Source organism: Clavibacter nebraskensis NCPPB 2581 (assembly GCF_000355695.1).
Taxonomy (GTDB): Bacteria; Actinomycetota; Actinomycetes; order Actinomycetales; family Microbacteriaceae; genus Clavibacter; species Clavibacter nebraskensis.
Genome location: NC_020891.1, coordinates 1493822 through 1507987 on the forward strand (window position 1 = coordinate 1493822; position 14166 = coordinate 1507987).

The 14166-nt window shown below is 71.3% G+C and carries 11 protein-coding genes; 5 read left to right on the plus strand and 6 right to left on the minus strand.

The genetic code is table 11. The features are described from left to right. The first annotated feature begins 1 nt into the window (after nt 1). The 3 genes from tig to CMN_RS07085 all read left to right on the plus strand — a co-directional run bounded on the left by tig (nt 2) and on the right by CMN_RS07085 (nt 2968). On the plus strand, nt 2-1444 hold the full coding sequence (gene tig, locus CMN_RS07075) for a trigger factor (RefSeq protein WP_015490150.1): 1443 nt from the start codon (nt 2-4) through the stop codon (nt 1442-1444). Between the two features lie 220 nt (nt 1445-1664). Beyond that, the gene (locus CMN_RS07080) at nt 1665-2252 is read left to right on the plus strand and encodes an ATP-dependent Clp protease proteolytic subunit (protein ID WP_015490151.1); all 588 of its coding nucleotides are present in this window, start codon (nt 1665-1667) and stop codon (nt 2250-2252) included. 35 nt (nt 2253-2287) lie between these two features. Then, nucleotides 2288-2968 (plus strand): ATP-dependent Clp protease proteolytic subunit, encoded by a 681-nt coding sequence (locus CMN_RS07085; RefSeq protein ID WP_015490152.1) that lies wholly within the window; start codon nt 2288-2290, stop codon nt 2966-2968. 61 nt (nt 2969-3029) lie between these two features. Here CMN_RS07085 and sfnG read toward each other — a convergent pair whose 3' ends face one another. Then, nucleotides 3030-4172: a dimethylsulfone monooxygenase SfnG gene (gene sfnG, locus CMN_RS07090; protein WP_015490153.1), complete on the minus strand. Its 1143-nt coding sequence runs from the start codon at nt 4170-4172 to the stop codon at nt 3030-3032. 168 nt (nt 4173-4340) lie between these two features. Between sfnG and clpX the strand changes: the two genes are divergently transcribed. After that, complete coding sequence (gene clpX, locus CMN_RS07095) at nt 4341-5621, plus strand: ATP-dependent Clp protease ATP-binding subunit ClpX (RefSeq protein ID WP_015490154.1); 1281 nt, start codon at nt 4341-4343, stop codon at nt 5619-5621. Nucleotides 5622-5698: 77 nt separating this feature from the next. On the opposite strand, the gene CMN_RS07100 is transcribed toward clpX, so the two are convergent. Continuing rightward, a complete protein-coding gene (locus tag CMN_RS07100) occupies nt 5699-7762 on the minus strand; it encodes a M3 family metallopeptidase (protein WP_015490155.1) in 2064 nt (687 codons plus the stop codon). 39 nt (nt 7763-7801) lie between these two features. On the opposite strand from CMN_RS07100, the gene CMN_RS07105 reads away from it, so the two are divergent. Beyond that, nucleotides 7802-8605 (plus strand): methyltransferase domain-containing protein, encoded by an 804-nt coding sequence (locus CMN_RS07105; RefSeq protein ID WP_015490156.1) that lies wholly within the window; start codon nt 7802-7804, stop codon nt 8603-8605. A 12-nt stretch (nt 8606-8617) separates the two neighbouring features. On the opposite strand, the gene CMN_RS07110 is transcribed toward CMN_RS07105, so the two are convergent. From CMN_RS07110 to CMN_RS07125, 4 genes are all read right to left on the minus strand, one after another. Next, complete coding sequence (locus tag CMN_RS07110) at nt 8618-8881, minus strand: hypothetical protein (RefSeq protein WP_015490157.1); 264 nt, start codon at nt 8879-8881, stop codon at nt 8618-8620. Continuing rightward, complete coding sequence (locus tag CMN_RS07115; protein WP_015490158.1) at nt 8881-9333, minus strand: GNAT family N-acetyltransferase; 453 nt, start codon at nt 9331-9333, stop codon at nt 8881-8883. Before CMN_RS07115 ends, CMN_RS07110 begins: the two co-directional genes overlap by 1 nt. After that, complete coding sequence (valS, locus tag CMN_RS07120) at nt 9330-11975, minus strand: valine--tRNA ligase (RefSeq protein ID WP_015490159.1); 2646 nt, start codon at nt 11973-11975, stop codon at nt 9330-9332. The genes CMN_RS07115 and valS overlap by 4 nt, the downstream gene beginning before the upstream one ends. A 136-nt stretch (nt 11976-12111) precedes the next feature. Then, entirely contained in the window at nt 12112-14058 is a 1947-nt protein-coding gene (locus tag CMN_RS07125) for a phosphoenolpyruvate carboxykinase (GTP) (protein WP_015490160.1), read from the minus strand. Nucleotides 14059-14166 lie beyond the last annotated feature (108 nt).

Consider the following 14166-nt stretch of genomic DNA (forward strand, 5'->3'; position numbering starts at 1 on the left):
CGTGAAGACCACGGTCGAAAAGCTGAGCCCCACGCGCGTCAAGCTCGCGATCTCTGCGACCCCCGAAGACCTGAAGCCGCACATCGACCACGCATACGGCCACATCGCCGAGCAGGTCGCCATCCCCGGCTTCCGCAAGGGCAAGGTGCCGCCGCCCATCATCGACCAGCGCGTCGGCCGCGAGGCCGTGCTGGAGCACGCCGTCAACGACGGCATGGACGGCTTCTACCAGGCCGCGGTCAAGGAGACGGACATCCGTCCCCTCGGGCGCCCCGAGGCCGACGTCAAGGAGTGGCCCGGCAAGGACCTCACCGGCGACCTCCTCCTGGAGATCGAGGTCGACGTCCGCCCCGAGTTCGACCTGCCCGCGTACGAGGGCCTCGAGCTCACCGTGGACTCCGTCGAGGTCACCGACGACGAGGTCGGCACCGAGCTCGACATCCTGCGCAGCCGCTTCGGCACGCTGATCACGGTCGACCGCCCCGCGAAGACTGGCGACTTCGTCCAGATCGACCTCACCGCCACCATCGCCGGCAACGCCGTCGACACCGCGAGCGGCATCTCCTACGAGCTCGGCTCGGGCGAACTCATCGACGGCATCGACGAGGCCCTCGAGTCCCTCACGGCTGGCGAGAGCACCACCTTCGAGTCGAAGCTGCTCGGCGGCGACAACGAGGGCGAGACCGCGGAGATCGCCGTCACCGTCCAGTCCGTCAAGGAGCGCGAGCTGCCCGAGGCCGACGACGACTTCGCGCAGATCGCCAGCGAGTTCGACACCATCGACGAGCTGCGCGCGGACCTCAAGGTCCAGGTCGGCAAGTCCAAGGTCTTCGGCCAGGTCACCCAGGCTCGCGACCAGATCGTCGACAAGCTCCTCGAGACCGTCGAGATCCCCGTCCCGGAGAAGCTCGTCGAGGACGAGGTGCACCGCCACCTCGAGAACGAGAACCGCCTCGAGGACGACGTGCACCGCGCCGAGGTCAAGGTGTCCAGCGAGAAGGCCTTCCGCCAGCAGCTGCTCCTCGACGCCATCGCCGAGAAGGAGGAGCTGAAGGTCAGCCAGGACGAGCTGACCCAGTACCTCATCCAGGGCGCGCAGCAGTACAACATGGAGCCGAACGAGTTCGTCCAGGTGCTCCAGCAGAACAACCAGATCCCCGCCATGGTCGGCGAGGTCGCGCGCAACAAGGCCCTCGCGGTCGTGCTCGACAAGGCCCGTGTCGTGGACGCCGACGGCAAGGTCGTCGACGTGACCGAGTTCACGCAGCCCGTCGTGCGCGACGCGGACGCGGTGTCCGAGGAGCCCGCCGACGCGGACGCCGAGGCCGTGACGGCCGACGCCCCCGCGGAGGAGGCCGCCTCCGAGGAGGCGCCCGCCGAGAAGCCGAAGAAGAAGGCGCCCGCGAAGAAGAAGGCCGCCGAGAAGGCCGCCGACTCCGAGTAGCAGCCACCGCCGCCCGCCTCGACCGGCAGCGACACGAGGGCCCGGGGAGCATCAGCTCCCCGGGCCCTCGTGCGTGGGGCGGCTGCGCTCTCCGCCCGCGGCGGCTGCGCTCTCCGCCCGCGGCGGCTGCGCTCTCCGCCCGCGGCGAACACGGGCATCGGGGCGGATCCGCTCCGATAGATTCATGACTCGAAGCGACGAATGAATGGGAGCTCGAACAATGGCCGAACCGACACTGGTACCCGGTGTTTTTGACCGACTGCTGAAGGACCGCATCATCTGGCTCGGATCCGAGGTCCGCGACGACAACGCGAACGAGATCTGCGCGAAGATCCTGCTGCTGGCGGCGGAGGACACCGAGAAGGACATCTTCCTCTACATCAACTCGCCCGGCGGTTCCGTCACGGCGGGAATGGCCATCTACGACACCATGCAGTTCGTCCCCAACGACATCGTCACCGTCGGGATCGGGATGGCCGCCTCCATGGGCCAGCTGCTCCTCACGAGCGGCACCAAGGGCAAGCGGTACATCACGCCCAACGCCCGCGTGCTCCTGCACCAGCCGAGCGGTGGCTTCGGCGGCACCTCGAGCGACATCCAGACGCAGGCGCAGCTCATCCTCGCGATGAAGCACCGGCTCGCCGAGATCACCGCGGGCCAGACCGGCAAGACCGTCGAGCAGATCAACGAGGACGGCGACCGCGACCGCTGGTTCACCGCCCAGGAGGCCCTCGAGTACGGCTTCGTCGACCACATCCGCGAGTCGGCGACCGACGTCGTCGGCGGCGGCGGCACCGAGACCTCCTAGACCCGCGACATTCGAGACAGGTAAGAGAAGAGAACATGGAATTCCCCACCTTCGGCGGCGCCCGCGGCGCCGGCTCCACCGCCACGAGCCCGTCGTCGCGGTACATCCTCCCCAGCTTCGAGGAGCGCACGGCCTACGGCTACAAGCGCCAGGACCCGTACGCGAAGCTCTTCGAGGACCGCATCATCTTCCTCGGCGTGCAGGTCGACGACGCGTCCGCGGACGACGTCATGGCTCAGCTGCTCGTGCTCGAGTCGATGGACCCCGACCGCGACATCGTCATGTACATCAACTCGCCCGGCGGCTCGTTCACGGCCATGACCGCCATCTACGACACGATGCAGTACGTCTCGCCGCAGATCCAGACGGTGTGCCTCGGCCAGGCGGCCTCCGCCGCCGCCGTGCTGCTCGCGGGCGGCGCACCCGGGAAGCGCCTCGCGCTCCCCAACGCGCGCGTGCTCATCCACCAGCCCGCCACGGGCGAGTCCAGCGGCGGCCAGGCCTCCGACATCGAGATCCAGGCCGCGGAGATCATGCGCATGCGCTCCTGGCTCGAGGACACGCTCGCGGAGCACACCAAGCGCGACCGCGACCAGATCAACCGCGACATCGAGCGCGACAAGATCCTCGGCGCGGACGAGGCGCTGGAGTACGGCCTCATCGACCAGGTGCTCACCTCGCGCAAGAACCTGACGGCGGCGATCCCCGCCCGCTAGGCCCGCACGGACGAAGGGGCGGTCGGCCGATGCCGACCGCCCCTTCCGCGTGCCCGGTGGATCAGGCGGCGGGCTCCTCCAGCTCGCCCCGCTCGATCGCCTCCCGCTCGAGCTCCCGCACGATCGGCAGCACCTGCGTGCCGAACTGCTCGATGTCCTCGAGGTAGTGCAGGAATCCGAGCAGCAGCAGGTCGACCCCGCGCTTGCGGTACTCGACCATGCGGCGCGCGATCTGCTCCGGCGTACCGATGAGGCCCGTGCGGAAGCCGTCGTTGTACTGGACGAGATCGCGGAAGGTCGAGTCGGACCACATGCCCTTGCCGTCGCCGGTGGACGCGCCGGCCTGCTTCACGGCCTGCCGGAAGCCCTCGACGGCGTCGGGGTTCGCCTTCGCGACGATCTCCTCGAGCACGTCCTGCGCCTCCTGCTCGGTGTCGCGCGCGATGACGAAGCCGTTGAGGCCGAACCTGACCCGCTCGGTGCGGCCGGCGGCGCGCGCGGAGGCGAGCACGTCGGCGCGCTGCTCCTCGAAGCCCGCGAAGTCCTTGCCGTTGGAGAAGTACCAGTCCGTGACGCGGCCGCCCATCTCGCGGGCGTCCGTGCTGTTGCCGCCCATGAAGATCTCCGGGTGCGCGCGGCCGGGCACGTCCACGGGCGGCGGCTTGAGAGTGAAGTCGTGGATCCGGTAGAAGTCGCCGAGGTGCGTGAACTCCTCCTCGGTCCAGAGGCCGCGGAGCACGCGGATGAACTCCTCGGTGCGGCGGTAGCGCTCCCCGTGCTCGAGCCACGGTTCGCCGAACCCGACGAACTCGTCCTTCAGCCACCCGGACACGACGTTCACGGCGGCGCGGCCGTGCGACATGTGGTCGGCCGTGATGATCCACTTGGCCAGCACGCCCGGGTGCCAGAGACCCGGGTGCACGGCCGCGATCACCTTGAGCCGCTCGGTCGCGAGCAGGAGGCCGAGCGAGAACGACGTCGACTCGTGCTGCTGGTCGGCGCCATAGGACGCGGCGTACCTGACCTGGCTCAGCGCGTAGTCGAAGCCGTTCCGCTCGGCGAGCTGCGCCACGCGGACGTTGAAGTCGAAGTCGAAGTAGGTGCGCTGCTCGATGTCGCTCGTCACGAGGCCGCCCGAGACGTTGGGGACCCAGTAGGCGAAGGACAGCGCGTCGGGGGATGCGGGAGGGGTGTCGTCTGTCATGCGGACATGGTGGGCGACGCAGCCGGGAGCGTTCCCTCGTGTTGCGCAGTGTGACGGCGCATCGTCGCACATCGGGTCCTCCGACGGGCCGCGCCCCCAGGGGTCCGGAAGATGTCGGGCGCTCGGGTTAGGCTCATTCCACATCGCACGGTTTCCGGGGAGGAATTCATGGCACGCATCGGCGAGAGCGCGGATCTGCTCAAGTGCTCCTTCTGCGGGAAGAGCCAGAAGCAGGTCCAGCAGCTGATCGCGGGACCGGGCGTCTACATCTGCGACGAGTGCGTGGAGCTCTGCAACGAGATCATCGAGGAGCGCCTGGCCGAGGCCAGCGAGGAGACCACGGGCGAGTTCGACCTCCCGAAGCCGAAGGAGATCTTCGGCTTCCTCGACGAGTACGTCATCGGGCAGGAGGCCGCCAAGCGCGCGCTGTCCGTCGCGGTCTACAACCACTACAAGCGCGTCCGTGCCGTCAGCACCATCGGGCCGGCGGAGACGGTGGGCGACGAGATCGAGATCGCCAAGAGCAACATCCTCCTCATCGGGCCCACCGGCTGCGGCAAGACCTACCTGGCGCAGACGCTGGCGAAGCGGTTGAACGTGCCGTTCGCGGTCGCGGACGCGACGGCCCTCACCGAGGCCGGCTACGTGGGCGAGGACGTGGAGAACATCCTCCTCAAGCTCATCCAGGCCGCCGACTACGACGTGAAGCGCGCCGAGACCGGGATCATCTACATCGACGAGGTCGACAAGATCGCCCGCAAGGCGGAGAACCCGAGCATCACGCGGGACGTGTCGGGCGAGGGCGTGCAGCAGGCGCTGCTGAAGATCCTCGAGGGCACGGTCGCCTCCGTGCCGCCGCAGGGGGGCCGCAAGCACCCGCACCAGGAGTTCATCCAGGTCGACACGACCAACGTGCTGTTCATCGTCGCAGGCGCCTTCGCCGGGCTCGAGGACATCATCAGCCAGCGCGCGGGCAAGAAGGGCATCGGCTTCGGCGCCCCGCTGCACCGCAAGGACGTCAACGCCGACGTGTTCGGCGAGGTGCTGCCGGAGGACCTGCACAAGTTCGGGCTCATCCCCGAGTTCATCGGGCGCCTCCCCGTCGTCACCACGGTCACGCAGCTCGACCAGCGCGCGCTCATGGAGATCCTCACCAAGCCGCGCAACGCGCTCGTCCGCCAGTACCAGCGCATGTTCGAGCTCGACGGCGTGGAGCTGGAGTTCGAGCAGGGCGCCCTGGAGTCCATCGCCGACCTGGCCGTCCTCCGCCAGACGGGCGCCCGGGGCCTGCGCGCCATCCTCGAGGAGGTGCTCGGGCCGATCATGTTCGACATCCCCTCGGACGACGAGGTGGGTCGCGTGGTCATCACCCGCGAGTCGGTCGTGCAGAACGCCGCGCCCACCATCGTGCCGCGCGCCTCGATGCTCCGTGCGGAGAAGTCCGCCTGATCGAGCCCCACGCCCGGAGACGCCGAGAGCGCCGCACCCGTGAGGGGCGCGGCGCTCTCGGCGTGCAGGGGCCAGGATCAGTCGGCGAGGCCCCGGCGCGCGAGCAGCGGCTCGATCACCGCGTCGCGGCCGCGGAAGTCGCGGTACGCCTCCAGCGGGTCCTTCGAACCGCCGACGCCGAGGAGACGCGCGCGGAATCGGTCGCCGTTGGCGCGCGTCAGTCCGCCGTTCTCGTGGAACCACTCGACGGTGTCCGCGTCGAGCACCTCGCTCCAGATGTAGGAGTAGTAGCCGGCGTCGTAGCCGCCCGCGAAGGTGTGCTGGAAGTAGCTCGACGCGTAGCGGGGGAGGACGGCCGGCACGTCGAGCCCCACGGCGGCGAGGGCCTCGGCCTGGAACGCGTCGACGTCCTCCACGACGTCGGCGACGCCGATCCGGTGCCACGCCTGGTCGAGGAGCGCGGCACCCAGGTACTCGCTCGTGAGGAAGCCCTCGTTGAACGCGGAGGAGGCCTGCACGGCGGCGACGAGGTCGTCGGGCATGGGCTCGCCCGTCTCGTGGTGCACGGCGTAGGAGGCGAGGATCTCCGGCCACAGCATCCACATCTCGTTCACCTGGCTGGGGAACTCGACGAAGTCGCGGAACACGTTCGTGCCGGCGAAGCGCGGGTAGGTGACGCGGGCGAAGAGGCCGTGCAGCGCGTGCCCGAACTCGTGGAAGAGCGTGTTCGTCTCGTCGTAGCTAAGGAGCGTGGGCTGGCCGGCGGGCGGCTTCGGGACGTTGAGGTTGTTGAGCACGACCGTGGGCGTGTCGAGGAGGGCGCTCTGCGAGATGAGCGGGTTCATCCACGCGCCGCCGCGCTTCGAGTCGCGCGTGTGGAGGTCGAGCACGTAGAGGCCGACGGGGGATCCGTCCTCGTCGCGCACCTCGAAGACGCGCGTGTCCGGGTGGTACGCGACGATGTCGTCGCGCTCGGCGAACGTGACGCCGTAGAGGGCGGTCGCAGCACGGAACACGCCGTCGTGGAGGACCCGCTCCGCCTCGAGGTAGGGGCGCATGCGCTCGGTGTCGACGTCGTAGCGCTCCGTGCGCACCTTCTCGCTGTAGAACGCCCAGTCCCAGGCGGCGAGCTCGAACGTCGGCTCGCCGCGCTCCTCCTGCGTGCGGTCGATCACGCGCTGCAGCTCGACGGCCTCGGCCCGGGCGTTGCGGGCCGCGGCCGGGGCGAGGCGTCCGAGCATGTCGGCGACGGCCTCGGGCGTGCGAGCCGTCTGGTCGGCGGTGACCGCGGCGGCGTGGCTCGGGAAGCCGAGGAGGGCCGCGCGCTCGGCGCGGATGCGGGTGATCTCGAGCACCAGTGGGCGGTTGTCGTGCTCGTTCTCCCGAGCGCCGCGGGCGAGCGACGCCTCCATGATCCGCTGGCGCAGGCCCCGGTCCGTGAGCTGCGACAGGTACGGGTGGCCGGTCGGCAGCACCAGCGTGATGAGGTGCTTCCCCTCCAGCCCGCGGTCGGCGGCGGCCTGCGCGGCCGCCGCGATGGCGCCCGCGCCCAGGCCGTCGAGCTCGGCCTCGTCGTCGACGACGACGGCCAGTTCGTTGGTGTCCTCGAGCAGGTTCGACTCGAAGCGCGTGGTGAGCACCGAGAGGCGGCTGTTGAGGTCGCGGAGACGCTCCTTCGCGTCGTCGTCGAGGCCCGCGCCCGCGATCGTGAACTCGGCCAGGTAGCGCTCGACGAGGTAGACGGACTCGGCGTCGGGGCCGGAGTCGTGGCGCGCGTCGTGGACGGCGCGGATCCGGGCGTAGAGCGCGGAGTCGAGGCGGATCGCGTCCTCGTGCGCGGCGAGCTCGGGGGCGATCTCCGCCTCGAGCTCGCGCGTGAAGGGGGAGCTGTCGGACGAGGTGAGGGTGAAGAAGACGTGGCTGACGCGGTCGAGGATCCGGCCGGATCGCTCGAGCGCGACGAGCGTGTTCTCGAAGGTCGGCGGCTCGGTGGACGCCGCGATGGCGCGGACCTCCGCGAGGTGCTCGGCGATGCCCGCCTCGAACGCGGGGCGGAAGTGCTCCTCGCGGATGTCGGCGAAGGGCGGCATGCCGTGGGGGAGGGAGCTCGGTTCGAGGAAGGGGTTCTCGGGCGTCGTCATGTTCCGAGCCTAGGCCGGGCGGCGACCTAGGCTCGGGGGGTGAAGATCGAGCGATACACCCACGGCCACCACGAGAGCGTCCTCCGCGTGCACAGCGCGCGGACCGTGCGGAACTCCGCGGCCTACCTCGAGCCGCACCTGCGGCCGGGCCTGGACGTGCTGGACGTGGGCAGCGGACCCGGGACCATCACGGTGGAGATCGCCGACCTCGTCGCGCCGGGGCGCGTGGTCGGCCTCGACATGTCGGAGGACGTCGTGCGGCAGGCCGCCGAGCTGGCGGGGTCGCGCGGCACGGCGAACGTCGAGTTCGTCACGGGGTCCGTGTACGAGCTGCCCTACGCCGACGCGTCGTTCGACGTCGTCCACGCGCACCAGGTGCTGCAGCACGTGGGCGATCCCGTCCGCGCGCTGGCGGAGATGCGTCGCGTCACGCGCCCGGGCGGGCTCGTGGCGGCGCGCGACGTCATCTACTCGAAGGTGGCGCTGTTCCCCGAGTCGGACGGGCTGCGGCTCTGGGCGGACGTGTACCTGCCCGTCCACCGGGCGAACGGCGGCGAGCCCGACGCGGGATCCCGGCTGAAGGCCTGGGCGCGCGAGGCGGGCTTCACCGAGATCACGTCGAGCGCGTCCGTGTGGTGCTTCTCCTCGGACGACGAGCGGGCCTGGTGGGGCGGCGCGTGGGCCGACCGCGCGGTCGCGTCGGCGTTCGCCGGGCAGGCCCGCGAGGGCGGGTTCGCGACGGACGACGACCTCCGGGCCATCCGCGCCGGCTGGCAGGAGTGGGCCGCGGACGACGACGGCTTCCTCGCGATGCCGCACGGCGAGATCCTCGCCCGGCGCTGACGCGGTGGACGGTCAGTCGTCGAAGGGGTCGTCCGTCGACTCGCCGGGGATCGTGATGGTCGCCGCGTCCTCGATCGGGTCGTAGCGGATGACTGTGCCGTCGTCGAGCTCGACGACGGGCTTCCGCTCGAGCCACGTCAGCGTCCAGCGCCACTGCGAGGTGTCGGTCTCGAGGGCGACGATGTCGGACTCGACGGTCTTCACGGCGAGGAGGACGACCTCGGGGAGTTCCGCCGGCGCGGTGCCGCCGACGGGCCAGCGGGTGCCGAGCTGCATCAGACGTCCTGCTCGTAGGTGACCCACGTGGTGCGGCGGGCGACCCGGTCGTAGAGGCGCTGCGCGTCGGCGTTGTCCTCGGCGGTGATCCAGCGGAGCATGCTCGCGCCGTCGCGGCGCGCGACCTCGGCGACCGCGGCGATGAGCTGCTCGCCCACGCCCTGTCGGCGCGAGATCTCGCGCACGTACAGGTCGTCGACGAGGAGGCCGTCGGTGCCGCGGGCGAGGCGCGAGAAGCGGTGGAAGTGCGCGAGGCCGACGAGGGCGCCCTCGTGCGCGTCGTCGACGGCGACGACCGCGGAGCTGGCGTGCGCGTCGTCGACGAGGTGGCTCCACGCGAGCACGGCGGCCTCGTCCGTCAGCTCGGTGCCGTAGAAGTCGGCGTAGCCCGCGAACAGGTCGAACCAGGGGAAGAAGTCGCCGTCGCGGACGGGGCGGATCGAGATGGTCATGCGTCGGTCTCCTCGTGCTGCTCGGCGGTCGCGAGTGTGATGCGGGTGACGGCGGGGCCGTCCCCCTCGGTGAAGGTCAGGTCGGTGATGCGGCCCACGGCGCGGAGGTCCCGCGCCACGAGCTCGAGCGAGCGGATGTCCTCGGGCGAGGCGGCGACGACCGCCTCGGCGACGGGCGTCTTCTGCGAGGCCTTGGCGTCGGTCTTGGCGCGGCGGATCCCCACGAGCGCGCGGCCGGCGAGGGCCAGCAGCCGCGGGTCGGGCGCGCCGCCGGTGGCGGGGGCGTCGGGGGTCGGGGCGGTCGGCCACACGGAGGTGTGGATCGAGCCGTCGTGCGACCAGCTCCACGCCTCCTCCGCCGCGAACGGCACGAAGGGCGCGAACAGGCGCAGCAGGACGTCGAGGGCCTCGCGGAGCGCCGCGACCGCGGATCCCCGGTCGGCCGGATCGGCGTCGGCCGAGTAGGCGCGGTCCTTGACGAGCTCGAGGTAGTCGTCGCAGAAGGTCCAGAAGAAGCTCTCCGTGACCTCGAGCGCGCGGGCGTGGTCGTATTCCTCGAGCGCGGTCGTCGCGGTCTCCACGACCTCGGCGAGGGCGGCGAGCATGCCCACGTCGATGGCGTGCGTCGCACGGGCGCCCTCCGGGGCCTCGAAGGAGAGGATGAACTTCGCGGCGTTGAGCACCTTGATCGCGAGCCGGCGGCCGATCTTGATCTGCGTCGGGTTCTGCGGGTCCATCGCGGCGTCGACGCCGAGGCGGGCCGAGGCGGCCCAGTAGCGCACCGCGTCGGAGCCGAACTGCTCGAGCGTGGCCGCCGGGGTCACGACGTTGCCCTTGGACTTCGACATCTTCTTGCGGTCGGGGTCGAGGATCCAGCCGGAGATCGCGGCCGTCTTCCACGGCGCCGTCCCGTGCTCCAGCTCGGCGCGGAGGACCGTGGAGAAGAGCCACGTGCGGATGATGTCCTGGCCCTGCGGGCGCATCGAGAACGGGAAGACGAGGCCGAACAGCTCCGGGTCGCGCTCCCAGCCGCCCGCGAGCTGTGGGGTGAGCGAGGAGGTGGCCCAGGTGTCCATGACGTCGAGCTCGCCCTGGAAGCCGCCGGGCACGCCGCGCTGGTCCTCCGTGTAGCCGGGGGCGGGGTCCGACGACGGGTCGACGGGCAGCTGGTCCTCGGTGGGCGTGATGGCCTTCTCGAACTCCGGGTTGCCGTCGGCGTCGAGCGGGTACCAGACGGGCAACGGGACGCCGAAGAAGCGCTGGCGGGAGACGAGCCAGTCGCCGTTGAGTCCGCCGACCCAGTTCTCGTAGCGGACGCGCATGAAGTCGGGCACGAAGCCGATCTCGCGGCCGCGGCCGATGAGGCCCGCGCGGAGCTCTTCGTCCCGGCCGCCGTTGCGGATGTACCACTGGCGGGTGGAGACGATCTCGAGCGGCTTGTCGCCCTTCTCGTAGAACTTCACGGGGTGGGTGATCTTGCGCGGCTCGCCGATGAGCTCGCGGGACTCCGTGAGCAGCTCGACCATCGCCGCCTTCGCGGAGAACACGGTCTTGCCGGCGAGGGCGGCGTAGGCCTCGCGACCGGCCTCCGACGTGATCGCGGCGGGCGCCTCGGAGACGATGCGGCCGTCGAAGCCGACGATCGCACGGTTCTCGAGCTGCAGCTCGCGCCACCAGACGACGTCGTTGAGGTCGCCGAAGGTGCAGACCATGGCGATGCCGGATCCCTTGTCGGGCTGCGCGAGGTGGTGCGCGAGCACGGGGACCTCGACGCCGAAGACGGGCGTCGTGACCGTGGTGCCGAACAGGCCCTGGTAGCGCTCGTCGTCCGGGTGCGCGACGAGGGCGACGCACGCCGCGAGGAGCTCGGGGCGCGTGGTGTCGATGATCACGTCGTCGCCGTCGGGGCGGTGGAACGCGAGGCGGTGGTAGGCGCTCGGCTGCTCGCGGTCCTCGAGCTCGGCCTGCGCGACGGCGGTGCGGAAGGTGACGTCCCACAGGGTGGGGGCGTCGGCCTGGTACGCCTCGCCGCGGGCGAGGTTGCGGAGGAACGCGCGCTGCGAGGCGACCTGCGCCTCGGCGCCGATGGTGCGGTAGCTCTGGCGCCAGTCGACGCTCAGGCCGAGCGTGCGGAAGAGGTCCTCGAACTGCTTCTCGTCCTCCTCGGTGAGGCGCTCGCACAGCTCGATGAAGTTGCGGCGGGAGATGGGCTGCTGGTCGCCGGGCTTCGACGTGCCGCCCGTCTCCGCGGGCTGGTACGCGGGGTCGTAGGGGAGCGTCGGGTCGCAGCGGACGCCGTAGAAGTTCTGGACGCGGCGCTCGGTGGGGAGGCCGTTGTCGTCCCAGCCGAGCGGGTAGAAGACGCTCTCGCCGCGCATGCGGCGGTAGCGGGCGACGACGTCGGTGTGCGTGTAGCTGAAGACGTGGCCGATGTGCAGGGATCCGCTCGCCGTGGGCGGCGGGGTGTCGATGGAGAAGACGGTGCCGGAGGCGGCCTCGTCGCGGCGGAAGTCGTACGTGCCGTCGGCCTGCCAGCGCCTGCCCCACTTCGCCTCGAGCCCCTCGAGGGCGGGCTTGTCGGGGATCCGGGCGACCTGTCCGGTCGTCTCCTGGGCGGTGTCCGGACGTCGTTCGTCTACCATGCGTGCTCCGGTTCCCTCAGTGTGGACGGCACCGTGTCGATGGTGAGGTGCCTTCTGTGCGGGATCCACGCTACCGGATGGGGGCGCGGAGGCCGGATGCGGGGGCGGCGACGACCCCCGCATCCGGCCTCCCCGGCTAGGCGGGCGCGGGCGTCGCGATCTCGCGGAAGGCCCGGCGCATCCGGTCGAGGCGGGCCGTGAGCTCCACGGGGACGCGTCCGCCGAAGCGCGCGAAGTGCGCGTCCACGGCGTCCAGCTCCTCGAGCCAGAGGGCGGGATCCAGCGCCAGCAGCTCGTCGAGCGCCCCGTCGGCGAGGTCGAGCCCCTCGACATCGATGTCCTCCGGCAGGGGCAGGCCGCCCACCGGGGTCGGCACGACGGGTACGCGGCCATCCACGCGCCGCACGATCCACTCGAGCACGCGCGCGTTCTCGCCGAAGCCCGGCCAGAGGAAGGAGCCGTCCTCGCCCTTGCGGAACCAGTTGACCTGGAAGACGCGCGGGGCCCCGGCGCCGAGGCCGCGCCCGACCTCCAGCCAGTGCCGCCAGTGGTCGGCCATGTCGTAGCCGCAGAACGGCTGCATCGCGAACGGGTCGTGGCGGAGCTCGCCGACCCGGCCCTCGGCGGCGGCCGTCCGCTCCGACGCCATCGTCGCGCCGATGAAGACGCCGTGCTCCCAGTCGTCCGCCTCCGCGACGAGCGGGACGTTCGTGGCGCGGCGCCCGCCGAACAGGATCGCGTCGACCACGACCCCGTCGGGGTGGTCCCAGTCGTCGGCGAGCGACGGGCACTGCTCCAGCCCCACGGTGAAGCGCGCGTTCGGGTGCGCGGCGGGGGTGCCGGATCCGGGCGACCACGGCTGCCCCTGCCAGTCGACGAGGCCCGCGGGCGGCGTCGGCGTCATGCCCTCCCACCACACGTCGCCGTCGGGGCGGAGGGCGACGTTCGTGTAGATCGCGTTGCCCCAGATCGTCGACATGGCGACGGGGTTCGTGGCCTCGCCCGTGCCGGGGGCGACGCCGAAGAGGCCGCGCTCGGGGTTCACGGCGCGGAGGCGGCCCTGCACGTCGGGGCGGAGCCAGGCGATGTCGTCGCCCAGCGTCTCGACCGTCCAGCCGGGGATCGTCGGCGTGAGCATCGCGAGGTTGGTCTTGCCGCACGCCGACGGGAACGCGGCCGCGACGTGGAAGCGGCGGCCCTCCGGGCTCGTGATCCGGATGAGGAGCATGTGCTCGGCGAGCCAGCCCTCGTCGCGCGCCATCACGGAGGCGATGCGGAGGGAGAAGCACTTCTTCCCGAGGAGCGCGTTGCCGCCGTAGCCCGAGCCGAACGAGATGATCTCGCGATCCTCGGGGAAGTGGCAGATGCGCTTGTCGCCGTTGTGCGGCCACGGCACGTCGGCGGTGCGGCGGCCCCGGTCGTCCACGAGCGGCGCGCCGAGGCCGTGCAGCGCGCGGACCCACGTCGTGTCGGGGCCGATGAGGCGGAGCGCGTCGTCGCCCATGCGCGTCATGAGCGCCATGCTCGCGACGACGTAGGGGCTGTCGGTGATCTGCACGCCGAGCTGCGAGATCGCGCCGCCGAGCGGGCCCATGGAGAACGGGACGACGTAGAGGGTGCGGCCGCGCATGGATCCGGCGAACAGGTCCCGGAGCTCGGCGCGCGTCTCGGCGGGGTCGCGCCAGTTGTTCGTGGGGCCGGCGTCGGCGGGATCCGCCGAGCAGATGAAGGTGCGGTCCTCGACCCGGGCCACGTCGGCCGGGTCGCTGCGCGCGAGGAAGCTGTGCGGACGCCACTCGGGGTTCAGCCGGATGAGCGTGCCGGCGTCGACCATCTCGCGCGTGAGGCGGTCGTACTCGGCGACGCTGCCCGTGCACCAGACGACCCGGTCGGGGAGCGTGAGCCGGGCGACGTCCGCGACCCACTCCGCGACGCGGGGGTCGCGGGAGTGCGCGGGGGCGGCCGCGCCGGGCGGGAGCGGGCGGGCGTCGGGAGCGGTGGTGCCGGTGTCGGTCTCGGTGCCGGGCCGGTCGCCGCGCGGGCGGTCGTCGGTGAGCGGGGGTGCGTCCTGGATGCTGGTCATGTCGGTCCGTCCTCGTCGATCGGTCTGTTGTTCCAGCCTGCGACCCGTCAGGATGGGGTTCGGGGATCCGTCGACGTGAAGAAAGGCGGATATTCACGGAGAGGTGAA

What these genes read in the sequence shown, in the direction of transcription:
- CMN_RS07080 (WP_015490151.1), top strand. Translation starts at nt 1,665, where the DNA reads ATGGCCGAACCGACACTGGTACCCGGTGTTTTTGACCGACTGCTGAAG.
- CMN_RS07085 (WP_015490152.1), top strand. Translation starts at nt 2,288, where the DNA reads ATGGAATTCCCCACCTTCGGCGGCGCCCGCGGCGCCGGCTCCACCGCC.
- CMN_RS07125 (WP_015490160.1), bottom strand. Translation starts at nt 14,058, where the DNA reads ATGACCAGCATCCAGGACGCACCCCCGCTCACCGACGACCGCCCGCGC.
- sfnG (WP_015490153.1), bottom strand. Translation starts at nt 4,172, where the DNA reads ATGACAGACGACACCCCTCCCGCATCCCCCGACGCGCTGTCCTTCGCC.
- CMN_RS07115 (WP_015490158.1), bottom strand. Translation starts at nt 9,333, where the DNA reads ATGACCATCTCGATCCGCCCCGTCCGCGACGGCGACTTCTTCCCCTGG.
- clpX (WP_015490154.1), top strand. Translation starts at nt 4,341, where the DNA reads ATGGCACGCATCGGCGAGAGCGCGGATCTGCTCAAGTGCTCCTTCTGC.
- CMN_RS07110 (WP_015490157.1), bottom strand. Translation starts at nt 8,881, where the DNA reads ATGCAGCTCGGCACCCGCTGGCCCGTCGGCGGCACCGCGCCGGCGGAA.
- CMN_RS07100 (WP_015490155.1), bottom strand. Translation starts at nt 7,762, where the DNA reads ATGACGACGCCCGAGAACCCCTTCCTCGAACCGAGCTCCCTCCCCCAC.
- valS (WP_015490159.1), bottom strand. Translation starts at nt 11,975, where the DNA reads ATGGTAGACGAACGACGTCCGGACACCGCCCAGGAGACGACCGGACAG.